General features: G+C 38.6%; 19 protein-coding genes and 2 rRNA genes (1 of these 21 only partly in view). 10 read left to right on the forward strand and 11 right to left on the reverse strand.

What is annotated here, in order from left to right; genetic code table 11:
- Together CKV78_RS08900 and rrf are read left to right on the forward strand one after the other, a co-directional pair.
- Window positions 1–1,811 (forward strand): 23S ribosomal RNA (locus tag CKV78_RS08900) (it extends 1,085 nt beyond the left edge of the window).
- Between the two features lie 136 nt (window positions 1,812–1,947).
- A 5S ribosomal RNA gene (gene rrf, locus CKV78_RS08905) occupies window positions 1,948–2,063 on the forward strand.
- A 115-nt stretch (window positions 2,064–2,178) separates the two neighbouring features.
- Here rrf and CKV78_RS08910 read toward each other — a convergent pair.
- From CKV78_RS08910 to CKV78_RS08920, 3 genes are all read right to left on the reverse strand, one after another.
- Window positions 2,179–2,592 carry a hypothetical protein gene (locus tag CKV78_RS08910; protein WP_032855717.1) on the reverse strand — a complete coding sequence of 138 codons (414 nt, stop codon included), beginning with the start codon at window positions 2,590–2,592 and terminating at the stop codon, window positions 2,179–2,181.
- Window positions 2,593–2,746: 154 nt separating this feature from the next.
- Complete coding sequence (locus tag CKV78_RS08915) at window positions 2,747–3,241, reverse strand: YfbU family protein (RefSeq protein WP_005765609.1); 495 nt, start codon at window positions 3,239–3,241, stop codon at window positions 2,747–2,749.
- Window positions 3,242–3,253: 12 nt separating this feature from the next.
- Complete coding sequence (locus CKV78_RS08920) at window positions 3,254–3,994, reverse strand: MlaA family lipoprotein (RefSeq protein WP_005765607.1); 741 nt, start codon at window positions 3,992–3,994, stop codon at window positions 3,254–3,256.
- Between the two features lie 356 nt (window positions 3,995–4,350).
- Between CKV78_RS08920 and carA the strand changes: the two genes are divergently transcribed.
- The 4 genes from carA (at window position 4,351) to carB (ending at window position 10,609) form a co-directional block, all read left to right on the forward strand.
- Window positions 4,351–5,508 (forward strand): glutamine-hydrolyzing carbamoyl-phosphate synthase small subunit, encoded by a 1,158-nt coding sequence (gene carA / locus CKV78_RS08925; protein WP_005765605.1) that lies wholly within the window; start codon window positions 4,351–4,353, stop codon window positions 5,506–5,508.
- A gap of 100 nt (window positions 5,509–5,608) precedes the next feature.
- On the forward strand, window positions 5,609–6,460 hold the full coding sequence (locus CKV78_RS08930) for a PhzF family phenazine biosynthesis protein (protein WP_032855721.1): 852 nt from the start codon (window positions 5,609–5,611) through the stop codon (window positions 6,458–6,460).
- 70 nt (window positions 6,461–6,530) lie between these two features.
- Window positions 6,531–7,316 carry an NYN domain-containing protein gene (locus tag CKV78_RS08935; protein WP_005765601.1) on the forward strand — a complete coding sequence of 262 codons (786 nt, stop codon included), beginning with the start codon at window positions 6,531–6,533 and terminating at the stop codon, window positions 7,314–7,316.
- A gap of 77 nt (window positions 7,317–7,393) precedes the next feature.
- Window positions 7,394–10,609, forward strand: a complete 3,216-nt coding sequence (gene carB / locus CKV78_RS08940; protein ID WP_005765599.1) for a carbamoyl-phosphate synthase large subunit — start codon at window positions 7,394–7,396, stop codon at window positions 10,607–10,609.
- Between the two features lie 99 nt (window positions 10,610–10,708).
- Here carB and CKV78_RS08945 read toward each other — a convergent pair whose 3' ends face one another.
- Window positions 10,709–11,392, reverse strand: coding sequence for a 2,3-diphosphoglycerate-dependent phosphoglycerate mutase (locus CKV78_RS08945; protein WP_005765597.1), 684 nt, complete (start codon window positions 11,390–11,392; stop codon window positions 10,709–10,711).
- Between the two features lie 182 nt (window positions 11,393–11,574).
- On the opposite strand from CKV78_RS08945, the gene envC reads away from it, so the two are divergent.
- Window positions 11,575–12,804 carry a murein hydrolase activator EnvC gene (gene envC / locus CKV78_RS08950; protein ID WP_005765595.1) on the forward strand — a complete coding sequence of 410 codons (1,230 nt, stop codon included), beginning with the start codon at window positions 11,575–11,577 and terminating at the stop codon, window positions 12,802–12,804.
- Window positions 12,801–13,643 carry a divergent polysaccharide deacetylase family protein gene (locus CKV78_RS08955; protein ID WP_005765593.1) on the forward strand — a complete coding sequence of 281 codons (843 nt, stop codon included), beginning with the start codon at window positions 12,801–12,803 and terminating at the stop codon, window positions 13,641–13,643. Before envC ends, CKV78_RS08955 begins: the two co-directional genes overlap by 4 nt.
- Here the strand turns inward: CKV78_RS08955 and CKV78_RS08960 are convergent.
- The 3 genes from CKV78_RS08960 to yihA form a co-directional block, all read right to left on the reverse strand.
- Window positions 13,640–16,222: a TonB-dependent receptor domain-containing protein gene (locus tag CKV78_RS08960; protein ID WP_005765591.1), complete on the reverse strand. Its 2,583-nt coding sequence runs from the start codon at window positions 16,220–16,222 to the stop codon at window positions 13,640–13,642. The two genes, CKV78_RS08955 and CKV78_RS08960, sit on opposite strands and share 4 nt — an antisense overlap.
- 235 nt (window positions 16,223–16,457) lie before the next feature.
- Window positions 16,458–17,987 carry a YifB family Mg chelatase-like AAA ATPase gene (locus tag CKV78_RS08965; RefSeq protein WP_032855716.1) on the reverse strand — a complete coding sequence of 510 codons (1,530 nt, stop codon included), beginning with the start codon at window positions 17,985–17,987 and terminating at the stop codon, window positions 16,458–16,460.
- Between the two features lie 108 nt (window positions 17,988–18,095).
- Window positions 18,096–18,713: a ribosome biogenesis GTP-binding protein YihA/YsxC gene (gene yihA, locus CKV78_RS08970; RefSeq protein WP_005765587.1), complete on the reverse strand. Its 618-nt coding sequence runs from the start codon at window positions 18,711–18,713 to the stop codon at window positions 18,096–18,098.
- Between the two features lie 110 nt (window positions 18,714–18,823).
- Here yihA and CKV78_RS08975 point away from each other — a divergent pair, with 110 nt between their 5' ends.
- Window positions 18,824–19,693 carry a VirK/YbjX family protein gene (locus tag CKV78_RS08975; protein ID WP_005765585.1) on the forward strand — a complete coding sequence of 290 codons (870 nt, stop codon included), beginning with the start codon at window positions 18,824–18,826 and terminating at the stop codon, window positions 19,691–19,693.
- Between the two features lie 82 nt (window positions 19,694–19,775).
- On the opposite strand, the gene trmL is transcribed toward CKV78_RS08975, so the two are convergent.
- The 4 genes from trmL to CKV78_RS08995 form a co-directional block, all read right to left on the reverse strand.
- The gene (gene trmL, locus CKV78_RS08980; protein ID WP_005765583.1) at window positions 19,776–20,252 is read right to left on the reverse strand and encodes a tRNA (uridine(34)/cytosine(34)/5-carboxymethylaminomethyluridine(34)-2'-O)-methyltransferase TrmL; all 477 of its coding nucleotides are present in this window, start codon (window positions 20,250–20,252) and stop codon (window positions 19,776–19,778) included.
- A 120-nt stretch (window positions 20,253–20,372) separates the two neighbouring features.
- Window positions 20,373–21,896, reverse strand: coding sequence for a surface lipoprotein assembly modifier (locus CKV78_RS08985; RefSeq protein WP_005765581.1), 1,524 nt, complete (start codon window positions 21,894–21,896; stop codon window positions 20,373–20,375).
- 96 nt (window positions 21,897–21,992) lie between these two features.
- Complete coding sequence (rsmD, locus tag CKV78_RS08990; protein ID WP_005765579.1) at window positions 21,993–22,580, reverse strand: 16S rRNA (guanine(966)-N(2))-methyltransferase RsmD; 588 nt, start codon at window positions 22,578–22,580, stop codon at window positions 21,993–21,995.
- Window positions 22,581–22,622: 42 nt separating this feature from the next.
- On the reverse strand, window positions 22,623–23,657 hold the full coding sequence (locus tag CKV78_RS08995; protein ID WP_005765576.1) for a hypothetical protein: 1,035 nt from the start codon (window positions 23,655–23,657) through the stop codon (window positions 22,623–22,625).
- Between the two features lie 221 nt (window positions 23,658–23,878).
- On the opposite strand from CKV78_RS08995, the gene ftsY reads away from it, so the two are divergent.
- On the forward strand, window positions 23,879–25,309 hold the full coding sequence (gene ftsY / locus CKV78_RS09000) for a signal recognition particle-docking protein FtsY (RefSeq protein WP_005765574.1): 1,431 nt from the start codon (window positions 23,879–23,881) through the stop codon (window positions 25,307–25,309).
- Window positions 25,310–25,330 lie beyond the last annotated feature (21 nt).

Raw genomic sequence — 25,330 nt, forward strand, 5'->3', positions numbered from 1 at the left:
AAAGCGTAATAGCTCACTAGTCGAGTCGGCCTGCGCGGAAGATGTAACGGGGCTAAAATATAGCACCGAAGCTGCGGCATCAGATGTAAATCTGTTGGGTAGGGGAGCGTTGTGTAAGCGGATGAAGGTGAATCGAGAGGTTTGCTGGACGTATCACAAGTGCGAATGCTGACATAAGTAACGATAAAACGAGTGAAAAACTCGTTCGCCGGAAGACCAAGGGTTCCTGTCCAACGTTAATCGGGGCAGGGTGAGTCGGCCCCTAAGGCGAGGCTGAAAAGCGTAGTCGATGGGAAACGGGTTAATATTCCCGTACTTGGATAAACTGCGATGTGGGGACGGAGAAGGTTAGGTTATCGACCTGTTGGATGGTCGTTTAAGGTAGTAGGTGGAAGATTTAGGCAAATCCGGGTCTTCTTAACACTGAGAGCTGATGACGAGGTGCTACGGCACTGAAGTAACTGATACCACGCTTCCAGGAAAAGCCACTAAGCTTCAGGTTTATCTAAACCGTACTGAAAACCGACACAGGTGGTCAGGTAGAGAATACTCAGGCGCTTGAGAGAACTCGGGTGAAGGAACTAGGCAAAATAGCACCGTAACTTCGGGAGAAGGTGCGCTTACCGTAATTGTAGTCCCTTGCGGACGAAGGTGAAGTAAGTCGAAGATACCAGCTGGCTGCAACTGTTTATTAAAAACACAGCACTCTGCAAACACGAAAGTGGACGTATAGGGTGTGATGCCTGCCCGGTGCTGGAAGGTTAATTGATGGTGTTATCGAAAGAGAAGCTCCTGATCGAAGCCCCAGTAAACGGCGGCCGTAACTATAACGGTCCTAAGGTAGCGAAATTCCTTGTCGGGTAAGTTCCGACCTGCACGAATGGCATAATGATGGCCAGGCTGTCTCCACCCGAGACTCAGTGAAATTGAAATCGCCGTGAAGATGCGGTGTACCCGCGGCTAGACGGAAAGACCCCGTGAACCTTTACTATAGCTTGACACTGAACATTGAATTTTGATGTGTAGGATAGGTGGGAGACTAAGAAGCAGGCACGCCAGTGCTTGTGGAGTCGTCCTTGAAATACCACCCTTTAACGTTTGATGTTCTAACGAAGACTGCGGAACGTGGTCTCGGACAGTGTCTGGTGGGTAGTTTGACTGGGGCGGTCTCCTCCCAAAGCGTAACGGAGGAGCACGAAGGTTTGCTAATGACGGTCGGACATCGTCAGGTTAGTGCAATGGTAGAAGCAAGCTTAACTGCGAGACAGACAAGTCGAGCAGGTGCGAAAGCAGGTCATAGTGATCCGGTGGTTCTGAATGGAAGGGCCATCGCTCAACGGATAAAAGGTACTCCGGGGATAACAGGCTGATACCGCCCAAGAGTTCATATCGACGGCGGTGTTTGGCACCTCGATGTCGGCTCATCACATCCTGGGGCTGAAGTAGGTCCCAAGGGTATGGCTGTTCGCCATTTAAAGTGGTACGCGAGCTGGGTTTAGAACGTCGTGAGACAGTTCGGTCCCTATCTGCCGTGGGCGTTGGATGATTGATTGGGGCTGCTCCTAGTACGAGAGGACCGGAGTGGACGCATCACTGGTGTGCCAGTTGTCTCGCCAGAGGCATTGCTGGGTAGCTAAATGCGGAAGAGATAAGTGCTGAAAGCATCTAAGCACGAAACTTGCCAAGAGATGAGTCATCCCTGACTTAAAGTCAGTAAGGGTTGTTGGAGACTACGACGTAGATAGGCTGGGTGTGTAAGTGTAGTGATACATTGAGCTAACCAGTACTAATTGCCCGAGAGGCTTAACCATACAACGCTCAAGTGTTTTTGGGTGTAGGTGAGAGACGCTAAGCAAAGCAATAACGCAGACGAAAATTGGAAAGACTCATTAGACAGCTTGTTTCGAATTAAAGAACAAAGACAATAAGATAACATCAACGGGATATCTTGGCGGCGATAGTGCAGTGGACCCACCTAATTCCATGCCGAACTTAGAAGTGAAACGCTGTTACGCCGATGGTAGTGTGGGGTTTCCCCATGTGAGAGTAGGTCACCGCCAGGTTTTGATTTAGAGAGAGCCTCAACTAGTGATAGTTGAGGTTTTTTTGTGTTCGGTGGAAATTGTAAAAGATGAAAAAAAGAGTAGAGATGAAATAAAAGAGGGCTAGTTTTTAGTGTCACTCAAAAATATGGACATATCCAGAACATTCGATCCTTGCAATTCGTTTTCTATGTTTGAATACTTCAACACCATTCTCTTCAGGAACTTTAGGAATACCAGAAAATATACGATAAATATAAGGCCCAGTTGTTAACTCATAGGCACGTTTAGTTTCAAATCCGTTTTGAGTTTCACTGGTTCGTTTTACATCTTCAATATGATTTTCGAGTCTAATCTCTGGTTTATCAAGGTTTTTACCGAAACGATAAATATAGACTTCCTCATATTTGGTTAATTGAATAATTTTTTTGTTAGGCGCTTTACAGTAGAAAATGGGTTCTTCTTGTTGATAGTCTATATCTTCTACAACATTATTGGCTGTAGCAGCACTAACAAAGAATAATAAGGTAATGAGTGTTATTTTTTTCATAGGGCATTCCTTATATTTTGGATGATTTGTAAATAGTATATGCTTTTTCATAAGTGATGTAATAGTTTATTTTTTGTTCTCTGATATCTTCTGCACAAATAAAAAGAGAGAACCTAAGTTCTCTCTCAAAGTGCGGTATATTTTACCCTAACTTTTATGCATTTAAGATGTTTTGAATTTCCGTCATACTTAAATGATATCCATGTGGGCAGGCGCGCCAAGCATCTAGCATACGAGTATACTTATCCCACATTGGTACTTGTGAGTCACAACCATGTTCACAACGCATAAAGTCTTGATATTTACCTTCCACTCCCGTAATAAAGCGCAAGTAGTTAAGATATTTTTTCTCACGTACAGCACAATAACCTGCAAATTGTAGGCGGTGTGGTGTTAATGCCGTTTTATCATTTAAGTTGTCATAAGAAATTTGTAATGCTTGATACATTTCAAGTGTATCTAGTACAGTTTGGCATTCTGCTTCTGAAATATCAGAAAATTCTTTATCTAATTCCTTTAACTCTAGTGCAAAACCACCTTTAACAATAGCTTCTAAGCGTTGGTATTTTTTAGCATTTTCGATATCTAATAGTGCCATCAATTTATATTGGTTTGCTAAAATAAGACGTTGAGTTGAAGTCATTTCCATAATTTATTCCTTCTAGTCGATTTCGTTTAAAATATCTTGTGAAAGATCCTGTTTTGGTGCACCTGTTTTTCCATCTTTAATGCGATATTCCAAATTTTGGAAATACGCTTCACGGAAGGTTATATAAGGATCTTGTGATTGTTCTAATAATGCTTCTTTATCTAATGCTTTAGCACGACCATCGATGATTTGTACGCCTGATTTTAGCAACGTCCAAGGACCTAATAAAGATAACATTGGATAAGTTGTGTCGGCTAGATTACCAATATCTTGACGTGGAGTAGCAGCTCCGTAGAAAGGTAGCATCACATATGAGCCTGTTTCTACGCCATAGCGACCAAGCGTATCACCAAAGCGACTTTGATTTTTAATCTTAAGTGGATCGCTGTAGCTTGCGACATCAATTAACCCGCCAATACCAAATACAGAGTTAATCCAGAAGCGATTAAAGTGAACCATTGCTTTTTGAAAATCACCAGATAGCATACGGTTTACGAAGCTTGCTGGTTCATCTAGGTTATTTGCAACATTGGTTAAACCTGATTTAACAGGCGTTGGTACATATTCTTTCCAACCTTTTGCAACAGGTTTTAGTACATAAGGATCAACAACTTTATAGTTAAAGTCCCACATCACGCGGTTAAATCCCTCAAGAGGATCTTTACGTTCCCCTGTTTGTTGATCGATAGTTGTACAGCCACTTAATAAAAGTGAAGTACAAGCAAGTGTTGCAAGAAAGTGTGTTTTTTTCATACTTTTTCTCTGTCAGGTTAAAAGACACTTCATTTTAGCAAGTTAATGATTAACTACAAAACACTTTATATCTGAATAAAAAATTCACATATAATTGCATTTATATGCAGTTATATTTGTTAAATATTCATTTAATCGTTTGCGAAAATAACTTGAATAGTTACACATTGTCCATTAGAATTGCGAGGTTTAATTTTTGGTTAGAGAAATTCTCATCAGAAGTTGATATTCAGACACGATTTAGTGGCTTATTTCATTTCTCATTAGCCAAGTGCGGTCAGTTTTAAATAAGTTTTACTAAGTTGTGGTTAATGAACATTTGTAAGTGTTCAACCGAAACAAATTAGGAGTTTTTTATGTCTGAACCAGCAATTCTCGTATTAGCTGATGGTAGTGTTTTCTACGGGAAATCCATTGGTGCAAAAGGTCACACCATTGGCGAAGTCGTTTTTAATACCTCAATGACTGGCTACCAAGAAATCCTCACCGACCCTTCTTATTTTAAACAAATTGTGACATTAACCTATCCTCATATTGGCAATACTGGAGCAAATCAAGAAGATTGTGAATCAAATAGTGTATATGCCGCGGGATTAATTATTCGTGACTTGCCTTTATTACACAGTAACTTCCGTTCGGAAGTTAGTCTAAGTGATTACTTACAAACTAATAATGTGGTTGCTATCGCAGATATTGATACTCGCCGTTTAACCCGAATTTTACGTGATAAAGGTGCACAAGCAGGTTGCATTATGACAGGTGAAATTGATGAGGTAAGAGCTCTTGAATTGGCTAAAAGTTTTGGCTCAATGGCGGGTAAAGATTTAGCTCAAGAGGTAACGAGCAACGACTCATTCTCTTGGTCATCAGGTGAGTGGAGGTTAGGAAAAGGCTTTGTTGAACAAACACAGCCTGAATTTAATATTGTGGCTTACGACTTTGGCATAAAACACAATATTTTAAGAATGCTAGCTGAGCGTGGTTGTCGTATTACTGTTGTGCCTGCTAAAACCCCTGCAGCACAAGTACTCTCGCTCAATCCAGATGGTATCTTTTTATCCAATGGGCCTGGTGATCCAGAACCTTGTGACTATGCGATTTCTGCGATTAAAACCTTACTTGCATCAAAAAAGCCGATTTTTGGTATCTGCTTAGGTCACCAATTGCTTGCCTTGGCCGCAGGCGGAAAAACCAAGAAAATGGCATTTGGTCACCATGGTGCAAATCACCCAGTGCAAGATTTAGATACTCAAAAAGTTTTGATTACAAGCCAAAACCATGGTTTTGAGGTGGATGAAGCTAGTTTGCCAAGTAATGTGCGTGTAACACACCGCTCTTTATTTGACCATTCGGTACAAGGGATTGAGTTGATTGACCAATCTGCCTTTTCTTTTCAAGGGCACCCAGAAGCAAGTCCAGGCCCAAACGATGTTGCTTATTTATTTGATAAATTTATTAATGAAATGCGTAAAGCAAATTTAAGTCAATTATCGACTTACGCTGCACATCATTAATAAAAAATGAACTTTGCGTAGAGGAGCACAAAAATGATCTTATCTACGCAAAATTTATCAAATAATGACCGCACTTTGCATCTGAAACGGAGGCTTAATGATGTTAACACCTTATCCATATCAACTCGTCAATGTTTTTGCTGAAAGCCATTTTGGTGGTAATCCGTTGGCTGTTTTTCCGCAAGCAGATGGTTTAAATGATCTGCAAATGCAGCTGATTGCACGACAATTTAATTTGTCCGAGGTGGTATTTGTGCATCAAGCCGAGCAGCTAAGTGCGGTGAAAAAATTACGAATTTTTACCCCTGATTATGAGCTACCTTTTGCGGGTCATCCTACGATTGGTGCGTCGTTTGTACTACATCGTCAATTAGGTTTACCCGATCAATATGTACTGCAAACAAATGCAGGATTGATTGAGATTTATCATCAACAAAAGCAGATTATTTTTGGTTTGAATACGGATATTCAGATTCAAACTATCAAGGACGATCCCCTTTTATATGCAAAACTATTGGGTTTGCAGCCAGCTGACATCGCTCAAATTGCTTGGGTGAATACGGGGAGTCAGCAACTGCTTATCCAACTGAATTCTGCTTCCGCTATTAAAACTTGCCAAATTGACACCGCACTTTTTCATCAACTTGTTCAACAATCTGCTTTGTATGTGTGGTTTGAAGAACATAACCAAGCCAAAGTGCGGTTATTTTTTGGCTCAAATGGTGCAGTTGTGGAAGACCCAGGCACAGGATCTGCAGCTGCAAATTTAGGTGGACTATGCATAAAAAATGGCTTAACGCCACTGAATTGGAAAATTACCCAAGGCGATGAAATCCAACGTCCAAACCGTTTAACATTAAGTGTTGACGAATCCGAAACCATTTATGTTGGCGGTGAAGTGATTGCAGTAGGGAATGGTGAGTTTTTTGTGCCGAGTGATAATATTAAGTAAGTGGTAATAAATAATCAATTTTATAAATACAAGAACTAGCAAGCTTGTACTATTAAGGAGAGGAGGAATTATGTCGAAAATTAAGACAAGTTTTAATGTTATAGAAGAAAGTACAAAACGTTTAGCTGTGTTGATTGATGCTGATAACGCATCTGCTAGAGATATTAAAGCAATATTAGAAGAAGTAACAAAATATGGTGAAGCGACAGTTAAGCGGATTTATGGAAATTTTGTTTCTACTAATGGTCAATGGAAAGAAACAATTAATCAATATGCGATTAAACCAATGCAACAGTTTGCATTTACTACGGGTAAAAATGCAACAGATGGTTTTATGATAATTGATGCAATGGATTTGTTATATACGAACCGTTTTGATGGTTTCTGTATCGTATCAAGTGACAGCGATTTTACGGCTTTGGCTATTCGTTTAAAAGAACATGGGGCTACTGTTTATGGCTTTGGAAAAAAACAAACGCCTTTAGCTTTTCGTAATGCATGTAGCCGTTTTATCTATGTTGAGAATTTACATGATGATGAGCCAAGTCAGGTAAATGATGAGGTTAACCAAATGAGTAATGTCTCTAAACCAGAGGAAACAGCTACAGCTATTTCATCAGTGAAGCCAATTCCTATAGAGACATTGAAGAAAATTTTTGAACAACAAAGTGATTGGATCCAATTAGGATTATTAGGACAACAATGGGGTTTGTTAGAAACTGATTTTGATCCAAGAAATTATGGATGTAAGAAATTAAGTGATCTTGTGAAAAAACATGACGATATTTTCGAATGTTCAATGAGAAATGTATCAGAAAGTGGTCAAGCTCAAATGTATGTTAAATTGAAAAAATAATGTGCAGAAACCTTGCTTGATTTAAAAGAAAAAACGTACGGTTAAATTTTTAATCGTTTTACAGAGAGAGAACAAAAATGCCAAAACGTACAGATATAAACACCATATTAATTATCGGCGCGGGTCCAATTGTGATTGGGCAGGCGTGTGAATTTGACTATTCGGGGGCACAAGCCTGTAAAGCGCTGCGTGAGGAAGGGTATAAAGTCGTCTTAGTGAACTCAAATCCTGCGACGATTATGACTGATCCGAATATGGCGGATGTGACTTATATTGAGCCGATTGAGTGGCGAACGGTTGAGAAAATTATTGAAAAAGAACGTCCAGATGCTATTTTGCCAACAATGGGCGGTCAAACTGCGTTGAACTGCGCACTAGATTTATCGAAAAATGGCGTGTTGAAAAAATACAATGTAGAACTGATTGGTGCGACTGAAGATGCCATTGATAAAGCGGAAGATCGTGGTCGTTTTAAAGAAGCGATGGAAAAAATTGGCTTAAGCACACCAAAATCTTTTGTTTGTCATACCTTTGATGAAGCCTGGGCAGCGCAAGCGGAAGTGGGGTTCCCAACCTTAATTCGTCCGTCTTTCACAATGGGCGGTTCTGGCGGTGGTATTGCCTATAACAAAGATGAGTTTTATGCGATTTGTGAGCGTGGCTTTGATGCCTCGCCAACTCACGAATTATTGATTGAGCAATCCGTTTTGGGTTGGAAAGAATATGAAATGGAGGTCGTACGTGATAAAGCTGATAATTGCATTATCGTGTGCTCGATTGAAAACTTTGACCCAATGGGTGTGCATACGGGAGATTCTATTACCGTAGCACCTGCGCAAACTTTAACCGATAAAGAATATCAGATTATGCGTAATGCCAGCCTTGCGGTGTTACGTGAGATTGGTGTAGATACCGGTGGTTCAAACGTACAATTTGCGATTAATCCACAAAATGGTGAAATGATTGTGATTGAAATGAACCCACGTGTAAGCCGTTCTTCTGCGCTTGCTTCAAAAGCGACAGGCTTCCCAATTGCGAAAGTGGCAGCGAAATTAGCAGTCGGTTATACCTTAAATGAATTGCGTAATGATATTACAGGCGGATTAATTCCTGCTTCTTTTGAACCCTCGATTGATTATGTCGTGACTAAAGTGCCACGTTTTGCCTTTGAAAAATTCCCGAAAGCCGATGATCGTTTGACTACTCAAATGAAATCAGTGGGCGAAGTGATGGCGATGGGGCGTACATTCCAAGAGTCATTGCAAAAAGCCTTGCGCGGTTTAGAAACGGGCATTTGTGGTTTTAATTTAATGTCGGAAGATCTTGAGAAAATTCGTCAAGAATTGGGAAACCCTGGGCCAACACGCATTTTATATGTCGCAGATGCCTTTGGTGTGGGCTTCACGTTAGATGAGGTGCATCATTACAGCAAAATTGATCCGTGGTTCTTAATTCAAATTCAGGATTTAGTTTTAGAAGAGTTAGCGTTGGAAAAACGAGTGTTAGACGAGTTGGATTATGCGGAATTACGTCGTTTAAAACGCAAAGGCTTCTCTGATAAACGTATTGCTCAATTAACGAACTCTACAGAAAGTGCGGTTAGAAATAAACGCATTTCGTTAAATTTACACCCTGTTTATAAGCGTGTAGATACCTGCGCAGGTGAATTTACTTCGGATACTGCGTATCTGTATTCGACTTATGAGGAAGAATGTGAAAGCCGTCCTTCAGATAAGAAAAAAATTATGATTTTAGGTGGAGGACCAAATCGTATTGGTCAAGGGATTGAATTCGATTATTGCTGCGTTCACGCCTCACTTGCATTACGTGAAAGTGGTTTTGAGACCATTATGGTGAACTGTAATCCAGAAACAGTTTCAACAGATTTTGATACTTCTGACCGTTTGTATTTTGAACCATTAACGTTGGAAGATGTGCTAGAAATTATTCATGTAGAAAAACCATATGGCGTGATTGTGCATTACGGTGGGCAAACACCATTGAAATTAGCGAATGATTTATATGCTAATGGTGTGAATATTATTGGTACCTCAGCCGATAGCATTGATGCGGCGGAAGATCGCGAACGTTTCCAACAAATTTTGCATAAATTGAATCTCAAGCAGCCAACTAACCGCACTGCACGCAATGCAGAGGAAGCGGTGAAATTAGCTGAAGAAGTTGGTTATCCATTGGTAGTGCGCCCCTCTTATGTATTAGGTGGACGTGCAATGCAAATTGTGTATAACGTGGAGGAATTGAAGCGCTATATGCGTGAAGCTGTTTCAGTTTCTAATGACAGCCCAATCTTATTAGATCACTTTTTAAATAATGCGATCGAAGTGGATGTAGATTGTATTTGCGATGGTGAAGATGTTGTGATTGGTGGCATTATGCAACATATTGAACAAGCGGGGATTCACAGTGGCGACTCGGCTTGCTCATTACCACCATATTCATTAAGCCAAGAAGTGCAAGATGAAATTCGTCGTCAAACTGCTGATATGGCATTTGCATTGGGGGTAAAAGGGTTGATGAATGTGCAGTTTGCGGTACAAGATGGCGTAATTTATGTCTTAGAAGTCAACCCTCGTGCAAGTCGTACTGTGCCATTTGTGAGTAAAGCGACTGGTCGCCCATTAGCGAAAATTGCGGCACGTGTGATGGCAGGCATCACTCTAAAAGAGCAAGGTATTCAAGACGAAGTGATGGCGCCGTTCTATTCAGTGAAAGAAGCAGTATTTCCGTTCATCAAATTCCCTGGAGTGGATACAGTATTAGGTCCTGAAATGCGTTCAACAGGTGAAGTAATGGGGGTGGGCAAAACCTTTTCTGAAGCTTTCTTAAAAGCACAGCTAGGTGCTGGTGAACGTATTCCAAAAACAGGAAAAGTCTTCTTGTCTGTAAATGATGCGGATAAGCCACGTTTATTACCTATCGCTCGTCAATTACAAGAGGCTGGCTATGGTTTATGTGCGACTTTAGGTACAGCAACATTTCTACGTGAAAATGGCATTGCTGTACAAATTATTCATAAAGTGCGTGAAGGGCGTCCAAATATCGTGGATGCAATTAAAAATGGTGAGATTGCGATGGTGATTAATACGGTAAGTGGTTTAGCAGAAACTGTTACTGATGGACACGAAATCCGTCGTAGTGCTTTGCAACAGAAAGTCTTTTTACAAACTACACTTGCTGGTGCAGAAGCACTTGCTGATAGTGTTAGTCGTTTGGCAGATTCCTATGTGTATTCAGTGCAAGAGCTACATCGCAGTTTACATAATGTATGCTAGTTAAATTAAAAGAGCGGTGAAAATGACCGCACTTTTTCTTTTTTCACACAAAAAAATCGGGACACTTGCCCCGATTTCTTATCTCTTACTGTTTAGTAATTAAAGGTAGTATTTTTCAACTACTTTTAAGTTGTCATCAAGTTTGTACACTAATGGCTGACCAGTTGGGATTTCTAAATCCATAATGTCAGCATCAGAAATACCTTCGATGTGTTTTGCAAGCGCACGTAATGAGTTACCATGAGCGGTTACAAGTACTCGTTTACCAGAAAGTAATGCTGGTGCAATTTGGTCTTCCCAGAATGGCAATACACGCTCAAGGGTGATTTTTAGGTTTTCTGCATCTGGTACAACATCGCTTGGTAAATGAGCATAGCGACGATCGTTGTGAGCAGAATTTGGATCTTGTGGGTCTAAATCTGGAGGAGAAATATCATAAGAACGACGCCAAATGTGTACTTGCTCATCACCATATTGTTCAGCAGTTGCTTTTTTATCTAAGCCTTGTAATGCACCGTAGTGACGCTCATTTAAACGCCAGTTTTTCACTTGTGGAATCCAAAGTTGGTTAGATTCTTCTAACACGATATTACAAGTTTTGATTGCACGAGTTAACACAGATGTGAATGCAATATCAAATTCAAAACCCGCTTCAAGTAATTTTTTACCTGCTGATTTTGCTTCTTCGATACCACGATCAGTTAAGTTCACATCACGCCAGCCTGTGAATAAATTTTTTGCGTTCCACTCACTGAAACCGTGGCGAATAAAGACCAATTCCATAGAAAATCTCCTCAAATGTTAATCAAAAATGATAGGCAAGTTATAGCAAAAAACAGTCTTCATTGAAAGGAAAATACTGTGCTTTTCTGATCTGTCGCAAACATTTAATTAAAAATTAGGTTTAGAGCCGTTGAACAAATAATGGTATATTTAGTCAGATTGATTTTAAGGGAAATTTATTGATGTGGTTTAGATTGGCTCAGGCGAAAAATTTGAAAAAATTGACCGCACTTTGTTGTGGGTTTTTATGCATTTCAGTGAATGTGTTGGCGAATGATCTTTCAAAAATTCAGCAACAAATTAAGCAACAGGAACAAAAAATTGCTGAACAGAAAAAAGAGCAGCAAAAGTTGCAATCGCATTTAAAAAACCAAGAAAATCAAATTAATCAGGTGCTGACTCAACTACGCCAAACTGAAACAGATTTAAAAGAAAGCCGTAAAATTATCAGTGAAACAGAAAAGCAAATTAAACGCTTAGAAAAACAAGAGCGAGAGCAAAAACAAAAGTTAGCGAAACAGCTTGACTCTGCCTATCGTTCGGGTGCAAATCCTTCTGTGATGGAAAGAATTTTGTCGGAAGATGCGAAAAATGCGGATCGTCTGAAGCAATATTATGCACATATGAACCAAGCGCGTTTGGATTTAATCGAAGATATCAAAGCCACTCAAGCACAACTTGAACAGGAAAAAGCTACGATCTTATCGCAACAAAAAGAGCAGCAAAGCCAGTTATCCCAGCAGAAAAAACACCAACAAGATCTGCAGAAAGTACAGCAAGAGCGTCAATCTACCTTAAATCAACTGAATCGTAATTTATCGCGTGATGAAAATCGCTTGGAAACGTTGCGCGCCAATGAAAATGCATTGCGCCAAGAAATTGAACGTGCAGAACAGGCTGCTCGTCAGCAAGAACAGCGCGAACGTGAGGCCTATGCTCAGAAAAAACAAGCGGAAGAAAAGAAAACACACAAACCTTATAAACCAACTGCACAAGAAAAACAGTTGATGGCAAGCTCAAGTGGATTGGGTACGCCGAAAAAACAATATGCTTATCCAACTGCAGGGAAAATCCTCAATAGCTTTGGTTCAACACAAATGGGAGAATTGCGTTGGAAAGGAATCGTGATTGGAGCAAGTAAAGGTAGCGCAGTGAAAAGTATTGCCGATGGACGTGTGATTCTAGCCAACTGGCTACAAGGTTATGGCTTGATGGTGATTGTAAAACACGGTGAACACGATTTAAGTTTATATGGTTATAATCAATCCGTCTTAGTAAAAGAAGGACAGTTTGTGAAAGCGGGTCAAAAAATTGCAGAAGTGGGCAGCAGTGGAGGGCAATCTCAATCAGCACTTTATTTTGAAGTGCGTCGTAAAGGGGTGGCTGTTAACCCAATAGGTTGGTTGAAATGAGAAAGTTAGTGCGTCATTGGCAAAAAAGTGCGGTTGTTTTTGCGCTATTTTTGAGTCCATTGGTGGTGGCTCAGTCAGCTAAACTCGCCATTGTGATTGATGATATTGGCTATCATCAAAAAGAAGATGCGCAGATTTATGCAATGCCGACAGAAATTTCAGTAGCGATTATTCCTTCTGCGCCCCACGCTCGTCAGCGCAATGAACAAGCTAAGCAACAAGGACGCGATGTGCTGATTCATATGCCAATGCAGCCGTTAGGACAGCAAAAAATAGAGACCGGCGGTTTGAAATTAGGTTTAAGCCAAGATGAAGTAAATGATCGGGTGCAAACGGCAAAACGGATTGTGTCGCACGCTATTGGTATGAATAATCATATGGGCAGTGCTGCAACATCGGACAGTGCATTGATGACAAAGCTAATGAGATCACTAAAAGAGCAGCATTTATTCTTTTTAGATAGCCGTACAATTGGGCGTAGCGTGGCGGGTAAAATTGCCAAAGAGTATGGTGTGAAATCCTTAGATCGTCATATTTTTTTAGATGACAGCGACTTATACGCTGATGTGCAACGTCAATTCCAAAATGCGGTGCGTTATGCACAAAAAAACGGAACTGCTATTGTGATTGGTCATCCTCGTAAAAATACAGTTGCTGTGTTGCAAGCCGGTTTAAAAAACTTGCCTAAAGATGTGCAATTAGTGGGGATAGGGAGTTTATGGAGAAATGAAAAAGTGGTGCCAGCTAGACCATTTAACTTGTTGTTTAACGATATACCAGCACCAACCTCAGTTGCCCCTTTTCAATCAGTTCCATTACTCAGGGGCATTCCAGATTAATATTTATAACTTACAGTAAAGACATAAGTACGACCACGTGCAAAGTTATTTAACACATTGATGGTTTGATCTGATAGGTCAAGATTAAATACAGATTGACTTGCTGCATCATTATTAGAATCTAATGGGTTAACATATCGTTTATCAAATACGTTTTGTACTTCTGCTTTAAGCACCAAGTTTTTAAGTGGTTCATAGCTTACTTGAAGATCAACGATGATAGGTTGTTTTGGTATTTCTTCAGTTACCCTAATTCTTTCTTTTACTGTATCACGAGCATCTCCAGATTTTATTGTTAAAGGTTTACTTAATACTCTTTTACTTGAACCATAGTATTTTGCAGTACCACTAAAATTGAGTTTTCCATCTAAAAAACGAGTACCAATTTCTAATGAACCATAATCTTTAGGTAAAATAGATATTTTACTTGCACCGAACCCTTGTAACAATCGTTCCGTTTCACTTGCGCCTTTCCCTCTCGCACTACCATCTGTGAATGAGACAGGCTGATTATTTTTTTGTCGCGCATAAGCTAGGTTAAAATAAATATTTCCCAGGTCATAACTTAATTCTGTTTCAATACCTGTCATTTTTACTCGTTGTTGATAATTCTTATGTAGAATATTCGTATCATTCAGATAGCGTAATTTACCAGCTACTAGTGGCTGGCGATTATCTGAGTTATAAATGAAATCTTTAACATGAGTATTATAATAAACAACTTTATAGCCTAACTTATCATTATCGGTAAAGACTTTCTCTTGATAGCCATTAATCCCAAATTGTATAACTTTGGCTTTTTCAGGTCTTAAATTGGTGTTTACACCATAGTCACTTACACTGGAGAAAAAGACCTCTCGAATATTAGGTGCACGGTGGCTTTTTGAATAACTAATGAAAGGGGTAAATAAATCATGAATATTAGCGGATAGTGTTGCAGAATAATTGTACATCTTTCCAGCACTACTATCTGGTAAGGTAAAATGTACTTCACGACATTCTTCTAAGTATTCATCTAAATCCTCATCATAAGTTCTCACGCAGTTATGCTGTTTTATATAAGCAAGTTTTGATTCAAGTTCTTGAATTTGAGTCTGCAGCTGTTTACGAACTTCAGGATTTTTTTCTCGAGCTATTTTTCGAGATAACACATTAATTTCAGCACTTGTATCGGAGATATATTGAGGTAAATATTTTAGACGCTCTCCTTTTAATGAGTATCGACTAAGATTGACATTATAATCAAAGCTCAATATTTTCCAGCTGAGATTATTATCAATATAAAAGGTAATGATATTTTGTTTTCCATTTGGTTGAAATGTTGCTTTTCCTAAACTTTTTCTTACACAACCTAATCCAAAGCAATCAAAATCATAAGGTTTGTCCTCATCTTCAAGGTTAATATTTAACTCCTCAGACGGATCTCGGTTTTTAAAGTAACGACTTTTTAAAGTCGTAAGCCCAATACGTGTTTTTAACGCAGTTTCAAACGGTAATTCAAAACGGAATGTATTGTTGATATCGATAGTATCGGCTTTATTATTGACAGTTAATGGTTCTAATAATGGTTTACCAATAATCATTGCGCCTTTGGCGTATTTTTGTGAAGATTCATTACGTGCAGCTAAGAAATTAAAATCAAGCCATGAGCTATCTGGTAATGTAAAATTATAGTTCACTTGGTAATTGTTATTTTGAATTGAGCGCCCTCCCACGCCAGTTTGATATTGTCGATAGGAAAGCGTACTTTGCTGATAATGATCACCATATTCTAATTTGGCAAGGTGACTGATAGGTCTTTGACGTACATGAGCGGCATCAAATGGTGAAGTATCAGTTTGTTCAATATCATCTTCATCTAACCCTGTTAGATCAATGGAGCTTTCTGTCACTTTTCTACCTCCGCCGATGCGATAATCTTGCGAAAGATGACGTTCACTAAAGCCATATAACAAGCCGATCCAACGTTCTTTTTCAAAATCTCGTTTAAATGCGACAGCGCCTAGAATTTGGGGTTTTGTGGCATTACTTCCCCACAAATATTTTCCCATAAAGCCAATTTGCCTTCCTTCGGTAACTAAATCTTTTACACCAATAGTTTTGAAGTTTGCAGATCCTAACAAGGTGTTTGCACCACTACTGCCCTCAAAAGAACCACGATCAATATCTACGCTATTTAAAAAACCAGGGTCAATTAGGTTACCAAATTGTGACGTACTACTACTGCGACTACCTCCATCAGCAGAACTGGCATAAAATGTTTGGCTGACACCATCAATCATCGAGTTGACACGACCGAACCCTGTTCCTCCCCGTACATTGACAGATACAGTCCCTGAGGATTTATCTATTTGAGTGAATGCCCCAGGCACGGAACGTAACACTGTATCTAGACTTTGGGTTGAGGTTTCAAAGTTAGTACGTGTACTGCTAGCAGATTGTTTTAAAAAGACTTTATCTTTTTCTTTAAACGCTTCTGTTTCTACTGATATTACATCTAATTCTGTGGTTTCCGCATATGCACAGAAGGGGATAATTAAGGGCAAAATATAGCTCAATCCTTTTCTTGATTTGTTCATAAATAAATTTCCTATAAATTTAGAATTTTTCAAAAAATTTTGATAATCCGAAAATAATAATGCAATAAATAATCATTATCAAATTAATATTTTGAAAGTAAATTTTATTTTTTTATTTAAAAAATGTTTAAAAATAAAGAGATACCGATAGATATATTTTGAGGTAAGGATGAGGATTGTGTACCGTATACTAAAAGTGCGGTGATTTTTAAACAAATTTCACCATCACAGTTTATTACATTGCTGTTAATTTTTGTAAAAGTCTATCCATTGCACGATAACCAAGGGCTTCAGCAAGATGAGTTTGTTGAATTTGATATTCATCATTTAAATCAGCAATAGTTCGTGCGACTTTTAAAATACGGTGATAGGCACGTACTGATAACCCTAATTTAGTTAAGGCGTTTTCTAAAAATAACGCATCTTTATCGCTAATTCTGCAATCTCGTTCTATCTCTTTACTAGTTAAGTAGGCGTTGATTTTACCTGCCCGAGCTAGTTGAATTTCACGTACTTTCAGCACTTTTTCACGCACTTGTGCACTAGTTTCTCCTCGATCAGTTTGATTTTGTAATGTACCTTGCGGTAATAATGGCACTTCAATAGATAAATCAAACCGATCTAAAAACGGTCCGGATAAACGATTGAGATAACGCATAATTTGTTGTGGCGATGTGCGATTATGTGTGCCTTGATAATGCCCTGTTGGGCTCGGGTTCATAGCTGCAATTAATTGAAATCGTGCAGGAAATTGAATTTTTGCATTGGCTCTTGAAATAATAATTTCGCCACTTTCTAGCGGTTGGCGTAAGGCATCTAACACTTTGCGTTCAAATTCGGGCAGTTCATCAAGGAACAAAACACCATTGTGTGCAAGGGATATTTCGCCTGGTTTTGGGATCGTTCCCCCTCCCACTAATGCTGGTGTTGAAGCACTGTGATGTGGAGAGCGAAAAGGGCGCTGTTTCCAGTTATGAAAATTTAATTCATTGTGGATAAGGCTAGTGACAGAGGCAGTTTCAATTGCCTCTTGGTCAGTCATTTCAGGTAACAATGAGGTTAAACGGCTAGCAAGCATTGTTTTTCCTGTTCCAGGTGGACCCAAAAGCAACAGATTATGTTGCCCTGCTGCAGCAATAGTTAATGCTCGTTTAGCGTGTTGTTGACCAATAATATCGGTCAGATCTTTTTGCAGTTTTTGGGAAGAATTCACTGTGCTTTGCTGTGTAATGTTGGATGCCAAAGGTAAGTTTGAACGATTATTGAGAAAACTCACAACCTCTAATAAATTTTGTGCAAAGTAAGTATCTTGATCGGAAACTAATGAAGCCTCATTAGCATTTTGACTGGCTATAATCAAATGGCGCTTTGCTTTTTGCCCTGCAAGAATAGCAGGAATTACACCATGTACACCACGCAAATCACCTGTTAAAGCCAATTCCCCAACAAATTCAAATTGCTGTAATTTTTGTGGTTCAATTTGTCCTGAAGCAGCAAGCATCCCAATTGCAATAGGTAAATCAAAGCGACCTCCTTCTTTCGGTAAATCAGCAGGAGCAAGGTTAACTGTGATGCGTTTAGCAGGGTATTTAAATTGTGCATTCAATAGGGCGCTGCGTACTCGATCTTGGGCTTCTTTCACGGTTTTTTCAGGCAAGCCTACAAGGGTAAACCCCGGTTTTCCGTTACTTAAATGTACCTCAATAGTGACTAAAGGGGCTTGAACACCCATAGAAGCGCGGCTATAAACAATGGCGAGCGACATTTTTTACTCCGTAAGCGAATTTATTCAACTGACGGAATATAAAAAAAGTGCGGTTTATTTTGAATGAGTTCCACACTTTTTTACGATCGAGATCGCAATAATCAAGTTTTATTCAGTGAAAAGTGGTGCAAACCAACTATCTAATTTTGTTGCAAGACGATCGATACCAATTTTATTTTGTGCTGAAAATGCTTCTACCTGCACATCACCTTGGAAAGGTAAAATCGCTTCACGTACCATTTTTACTTGCTTACTTCTTGCGCTTTGGCTGAGCTTGTCTGCTTTGGTTAATAAAATCAGTACAGGTAAATCTGCAGATATTGCCCATTCCACCATTTGCTGGTCAAGATCTTTAAGCGGATGGCGTATATCCATTAGCACTACAACGCCGGCTAAACATTCACGTTTTTGTAAATATTCACCAAGTGATTTTTGCCATTGGATTTTCATTTGTTCTGGTACAGCAGCATAGCCATAACCCGGTAAGTCAACTAATTTACATTTTGGTTCAACTTCAAATAAATTGATCAATTGTGTACGCCCTGGGGTTTTAGATGTACGAGCTAAACTTTTTTGATTGGTTAAGGCATTAAGTGCGGTGGATTTTCCTGCATTTGAGCGACCAGCAAAGGCAATTTCAATGCCACTATCTTCTGGCAATACACGAATATTGGGTGCGCTAGTGAGAAAGTGGGTTTTATGATAATTTAGTTTAATATCAGACATAGATGCTCCTTTAGATCGCTTAGAATACCTTATAAAATGCCATAAAAAAATGAAAAAGTAGCTATTTTGTGCGAAAATAGCCCTTCTTTGTTATTAATCATCCTAATTTTATGACCAATAAATTATATCAATGGCCTGATCCTATTCGTTTATATCCAGATCAAGGTACAAAATCCTATCGTTTAAAACGCTTTCGCTTTCATCTTCGCTCACTATTGCATTATCGTAACATTAAGCGATTTGAGCAATTTGTTAATCAGCAGCCAATATTGGCAAGTTTATTGAATGCTCGTCCAAGTTTTAGTTATCCACTGGCACATCGATTTTTAGATAAGCGCTTTAGTACTAAACAACGTTTCGATTCTATTTGTGAAAACTTGCATTTTTTACCTGAAAAATTGACCATACTTAATTTGCCTCAGTTATGGGAGAAAGAAATTTGTTTCGGTGAGGTGATTGAAGATTTTGAGCTATATCTTTGCTTAAACTATCATCAAGCAATGGAAGGCTATTGGGCGTTAGAATTACGCTATAGACCAACGAATCAACTTATTTATTTATTAACTTTTGGCAAAGTAGAGCATGCATTATTAATCGCTGTGATTCAAGGTCCGAACTTTGAAGGATCAAAAGATTTAGTAAAATTATTAACGAAAAAGTGCCATGGTTTACGCCCTGCCTATTTGATGGTGGAGTCAATGAAAGCGTTAACCAATGCTTTGGGTTATACCAAATTATTGGGTATTCCGCATAAGTATCAAAATAAATCTCGTTTGGTACAAAGTAAACGTTATGTGGTGGATTATGATGCTATTTTTTCTGAATCAGCAGGTGTGATGAAAGATTATTGGGAATTACCCGTACAATTTACAATGAAGGATATGGAAAGTATCCCAAGTAATAAGCGCTCAATGTATCGTAAGCGCTATGCAATGTTAGAGCAATTACAGATGGCAATGAACCAAATTTTACAGCATTAATAACAGAAAAAGTCGCTGAGATATCAGCGACTTCTTTATTTATGTTTATTGAATAATAAGTGCGGTGATTTTTTATTAAATTTTAACGCACTAAATTCACAGCACCACCGTAACCCAATTGACGCCATGCTTCATATACAGTTACTGCTACTGAGTTAGATAAATTCATACTGCGACTATTTTCTGTCATCGGAATTCGAATTTTTTGTTCAGCTGCCAAACTGTTTAAAATTGACATTGGAATTCCACGACTTTCGGGACCAAACATCAAATAATCACCGAGCTCAAACTGCACTTGGCTGTGTGCTGGCGTGCCTTTAGTTGTTAAGGCAAACAAACGTTTTGGTCGTTCCGATTGCAAAAATGCCTCAAAAGTTTTATGGCGTTTAATTTCTGCAAATTCGTGATAGTCTAAGCCAGAACGGCGTAATTTTTTATCATCCCAAGTAAAACCAAGTGGCTCAATTAGATGTAGGCGAAAACCAGTATTAGCACATAAGCGAATAATGTTGCCTGTATTTTGTGGGATTTCAGGTTCGTATAAAACAATATCTAACATGATCGAGCATTATTAATAAAAAGTGATACCATTTTAACATAGTTTCGATGTCGGCTAAATTCTTTACGAGCAATAAAAAGGTTTCAGTGATCAGAAACCTTTTGCAATTTTAACGAAGAATTAAAAATTTTTACTTACACTTAGATAAACACGGTTGCGGTCATAACGTGCAAATGGGTTGTTACTATCGGTTTTTTGGTATGACCAAGTGATTTTAGGAGTAATGCCTAGCCAGTGAATACTACGATGCCATATAGTTAGGTTCACACCATATTCTTGATTTTTCTGCGCAAATTTAAAGAAAATTGGTGCAAAAATTGCATTTTGAGGTGCTGATGGCATACGGTAAGATCGTTTTGCATAGCTGATCTGTAAACGGGTTGAAATCCCTTTTGGCCACTCTTGTCCCCAGCCTAAACGTGCAGCAGGGCGATCAAAGGCATTTGCCTTCCAATGGGCGTTTTTTCGATAAAAATCTAAGCCCGCAAACCAATATTGTTGGCTATTTGGGAAATATATCAATGTATTTGTTGCTGAATAGAAATTGCCGTTGGATTTTCTACGTCTCGGATCGAGATAACGCTGTTCACCGTATTCAAGTGCGGTAGAGATTTTCCAATGTGGGTTTAACCAATAGCTAATATCGAAAGCTACGCCACTGGTTTTTGAGTATCGGTGTAACGTACGGGCATCTTTTTTGGCATTTTCACCACCAGCATACCAAAATTGCTCTAAATAAGGGATGAATTTTACTTCTGTTTTAGCATTACGATAACCAACACCAAGACCGCCACGCAATGATACTTCATCATATTTACGGTTATTCCAATAATATTTACCATTTAGATCGGCATCAAATTCAGTGAAAAAACCATGTTTAATTGACCAAGTTTTATTTATCCCGAAATAGTAGCTGATTCCTTCTGCACTTTCAGGTTCACTTGATGGTGTGAAGTTGCCAGCTTTAGTCCCTTTTTTGGGAGCATTATTCACGTTTTTCTCGTTCAAATAATTGCCTCCACTGTAGAAGCTCCAGCTGTCTTGCTCGTTGATAGCCTTAACGTAGTTATCAATAATTTGTATTAATTGTGGGGGTAAATTTTCTGCACGTAATTGTTGGAATTGATCTTTTGCGGCATCGTATTCACGGTTTTGCATTAATACAATTGCTAATTGTAAGCGTGCAGGCTGTATTTTGGGCTGTTCTGCAATCACCTCACGATATAAACGGATGGAATCATTTAATCTACCTTGTTTTTTCGCCACCATTGCGCGAGCCCAATTCAATAGAATAGGGTCTTGTTCAGGTAATTTTTCATAAATTGGCAATAATAACTCTGTGACCCGCATATCATTATTTCTTAATGCAGGAATTAATGCTCGGATTAATAAATCAGGGCGCTGTAATAATTGTTCTGGGGTGATAGATAATTGCTGTTTTTGAGGCGTAGTTATTGCCGGAGAACTTGCTCGAGAAGGCATTTGTTCTTGTTTGATTGCTGTTGGTTGGCGGAAAGATTCTTCTGGTCGAGAGTTGTCAACTTGAACAACAGTATCATTTGCGGAAGATGTTTGGCTGATTAAACTTGATACAGCAAATAATGCTGCAAAGTAAGTGAATAAAGAAAGCGATTTTTGTTTCATAATATGTTTTCAAATAGAGGGTGGATCATATAGAAAAAATGCTATCTAACTAACATATCATAGCAGGTTAATGGGGTGCGGGGAATAGACTGTTTTTTAAGCACGATATAGCCTGTAGCACACTTGCCCTGTGTTTTTTTCTTTCAGAACGATCCAATTCTCTGGTGTTGTAATAGGTTGATTTTTCTCTGTTTCTACATACACTAAAGCGTTAGGTGCTAACCATTGATGTTGTGCGAGCAAATTGATAGTTTGTTGTGCTAAACCAAAATGGAAAGGTGGGTCGATAAATACAATATCAAAGTGCGGTGCATTTTGTGGTTGATTTAAAAATTGTAAACTATTTTGGTTGATGACTTTTGCTTGTTCAGTGTTGCATTTCAAGGTTGCAAGGTTTTTGCTTAATTGTATAGCCACATTTTTATCCAATTCTAAAAATGTCACTTGTTTGGCCTGACGAGAAAGTGCCTCAAATCCTAGTGAGCCACTGCCAGCAAAGCAGTCCAAGCAGGTAGAATCTACGATATGGGGCATCAACCAGTTAAATAAGGTTTCTTTGACTCGATCACCAGTTGGGCGTAATCCTTCTGAAGATAACACAGGTAATTTACGTCCACGCCATAATCCAGAAATAATGCGAACTTCACCTTTAAGTGATGTATGATTTTGAGTTTTTTTTATCATTTGTATTTATAGAAAGGAAGAGGCACTATAGTGCCTCGGTAATTATTCATTTTCTTTTTTTTCTGCGAAAAGTACACCATAATAATTTTCGGCTTTACCTGCCCCTATAATGTATTCTTTTTGATTAGAATTAATAAGGTGTAGTTGCATGGACATATTATCTCCACCGTTTGAACTTAGCTTATATTCATTATCTTTATTTGGTCTAATGATTAATTCTCTTTCTTTTCCTTCTAAATCAAAAATTTTGTTATTAACTTCACTGCTATGTGGATTTGTGATTTCACCACTAATTCTTCCATTTGTGTAGATTAAGTCCACATCTCCAAATTGTTGTATATAATCATTTCCTATTTTTACAGAGAATGAAAATCCACCATATTGTGAGTACTTAGCAGAGTAGTTTGCTAAGGAGCGGTTGTCTTCTATACTCTTATCAAAAGCATATGAGTATGTAAGATATGAGTTTTTATAATCAGCTTCTGGTTTTAAATAATAGCCATAATATATATTGCCATTTACTAAATCGAATGAATAATTAAGTTTTCCATGACTATAATGACTAGTTTCTCCTTCTTTACGCAATGCGATCGTAGTTTGTTTAGATTTAGTTTTATCATATTTGGTTTGATCATCTGGATTTTCCACTAACACTAAATCATATATTTCTACATTATTCCTATTTTCGTTAATCACTGTAGGAGAATGATATTTAGAGGTTTTCATTCCAAACCATTCTGTATTTATATCGCTATCCGCATATACTTTAACGACAGCAGGTTGACTTGAGGGAGTGTGTGCAGGTTTATCTTCTCGCGTATTTTGATTTTTAGGCTGTTCTGGTTGCAGTTGGTTTTTATCTTCTCGATCTTGCGGTTGTTCTTTTTCTAGTTGTTTTTCAGGTTGGGTTTCATTATGTGTTTTAGGTTCAACCTGTGGTTGAGAGTTTACTGCAGTTGGGTTAACTTGCTGTGCTTCATGACTACTTTCAGCATTCGTATCTGAGCCACCGCCACAAGCTACAAGTAAGCTAGATAATCCGATAAATAAGCTGGTTTTGATAACTAACTCTTTCATGTCTTAGTCCTTAGTTTATGTTGAAAAAGCGGAAAAACACTGAAATATCCACAATGATTTGTATATTTTACATCAATTTTTGATTTTTACACTCTGAGTTTACAAATTGTAATAAAATTTTATCTATCCTGAATGAGATTTTTTTCATCGTTTTGTTATTCGGTGTTAAAATACGCCATTAAGTTTTTGAATTTAGCTATGTAATTAAATGAGAGCAAATTATGGCGGCGGACAATAAAAAAGGTGGCTTTTGGTCTTGGTTAGGTTTAGGCAAAAAGAAAGAAACACAAGACGAAGCACAAACTCAATCCCCTGAAACCCAATTAACAGAAACCCAATCTATTGAATCTTCTCAACTGGAAACTGAGACAGTAGTTGAGCAAGTACCGTCCGCAGAAAGTGCGGTCGTTTCTAATGAGGTTTCTTCTTCAGCGCTAGCGGAACATATTGTAGAAACAGAAACAAAAAGCCCTTCTATTGAACATCAAGAAACAGAAACTGTTGAGCCAGTTCAATCTTTAGCGAGCGAAGTAGTGGTTGAAGAAGTCTCTGATGAGCAAGTTATTCCAGTACCTGAACAAGAAGAAACTCCGGCAGTTGAACTTTCACAAGCTGAAAATGCTCCAATTGTTGATGAGCATGCTATTGGAAAGACTTTGGTTGAAGAAAGTGCGGTCGAAAATGAACAAGAATTAGTTGCCGCACCACAAGAACAAGAAAAACCAAGCGAAGGTGGCTTTTTCAGCCGTTTAGTCAAAGGGTTATTAAAAACTAAGCAAAATATTGGTGTGGGTTTCCGTAGCTTTTTCTTAGGTAAGAAAATTGACGATGAGTTATTTGAAGAATTAGAAGAACAATTGTTAGTAGCGGATTTAGGCGTGCCAACTACAACAAAAATTATCAATAATTTAACGCAACACGCTAGCCGTAAACAGTTACAAGATGCAGAATTATTGTATCAACAATTAAAAGTAGAAATGGCTGAGATTTTAAAACCTGTTGCACAACCGTTATTAATCGACCAAAGCAAAAAGCCTTATGTAATTTTAATGGTGGGCGTGAATGGTGTGGGTAAAACGACAACCATTGGTAAATTAGCTCGCAAGTTCCAAAATGAAGGTAAATCTGTAATGTTAGCAGCGGGCGATACTTTCCGAGCTGCTGCAGTAGAGCAATTACAAGTGTGGGGAGAGCGCAATAATATTCCTGTGGTGGCACAAAGTACGGGTTCAGATTCGGCTTCTGTGATCTTTGATGCAATGCAATCGGCGGCAGCACGTAATGTTGATGTGTTAATTGCAGATACCGCTGGTCGTTTACAGAATAAAAATAACTTAATGGATGAATTGAAAAAAATCGTTCGTGTAATGAAAAAATATGATGAGACTGCACCGCACGAAATTATGCTTACCCTTGATGCGGGAACCGGTCAAAATGCGATTAGTCAGGCGAAATTGTTCCACGAGGCGGTGGGCTTAACGGGAATTAGCTTGACCAAATTAGACGGTACAGCGAAAGGTGGTGTGATTTTTGCGATTGCCGATCAATTCAATTTACCAATTCGCTATATTGGCGTTGGTGAGAAAATTGAGGATTTACGTGAATTTAAAGCAGATGAATTTATTGAGGCACTATTTGTTCACGATGAATAATCGAGTTTTACATTATTAGAC

Source organism: Pasteurella dagmatis (genome assembly GCF_900186835.1).
Classification (GTDB): Bacteria; Pseudomonadota; Gammaproteobacteria; order Enterobacterales; family Pasteurellaceae; genus Pasteurella; species Pasteurella dagmatis.